Source organism: Oceanobacillus sp. Castelsardo, from assembly GCF_001659985.1.
Taxonomy (GTDB): Bacteria; Bacillota; Bacilli; order Bacillales; family Amphibacillaceae; genus Oceanobacillus.
The window spans coordinates 1-745 of sequence record NZ_LYCS01000030.1 but is presented as its reverse complement, the minus strand read 5'-3'; the positions used below and the strand labels follow the sequence as shown (position 1 = coordinate 745).

General features: G+C 49.9%; 1 rRNA gene. It reads right to left on the bottom strand.

The annotated features are described in order from the left end of the window. Positions 1-745 (bottom strand): 23S ribosomal RNA (locus A9178_RS18330); the annotation flags it as partial.

Genomic DNA, 745 nt, shown 5'->3' with positions numbered 1-745 from the left:
ATCTTGAGGCTAGCCCTAAAGCTATTTCGGAGAGAACCAGCTATCTCCGTGTTCGATTGGCATTTCACCCCTACCCACACCTCATCCCCGCATTTTTCAACATACGTGGGTTCGGGCCTCCAGTCAGTGTTACCTGACCTTCACCCTGGACATGGGTAGATCACACGGTTTCGGGTCTACGACCGCATACTAAATCGCCCTATTCAGACTCGCTTTCGCTACGGCTCCGTGTCTTCCACTTAACCTTGCATACAATCATAACTCGCCGGTCCATTCTACAAAAGGTACGCCGTTACGCATGAACGCGCTTCGACTACTTGTAGGCACACGGTTTCAGGTACTCTTTCACTCCCCTCCCGGGGTGCTTTTCACCTTTCCCTCACGGTACTGGTTCACTATCGGTCACTAGGGAGTATTTAGCCTTGGGAGATGGTCCTCCCGGATTCCGACGGAATTCCACGTGTTCCGCCGTACTCAGGATACACTCCGGAGGAAATTCCTTTTCGATTACAGGGCTGTTACCCTCTTTGGCTAACCTTTCCAGGTTGATTCATCTAAAGAATTTCTTTATAACTCCAATGGAGTGTCCTACAACCCCAGAGAGCAAGCTCTCTGGTTTGGGCTGTTTCCGTTTCGCTCGCCGCTACTTGGGAAATCGCATTTGCTTTCTCTTCCTCCAGGTACTGAGATGTTTCAGTTCCCTGGGTGTGCCTCTTATACCCTATGTATTAAAGTATAAGTCCTG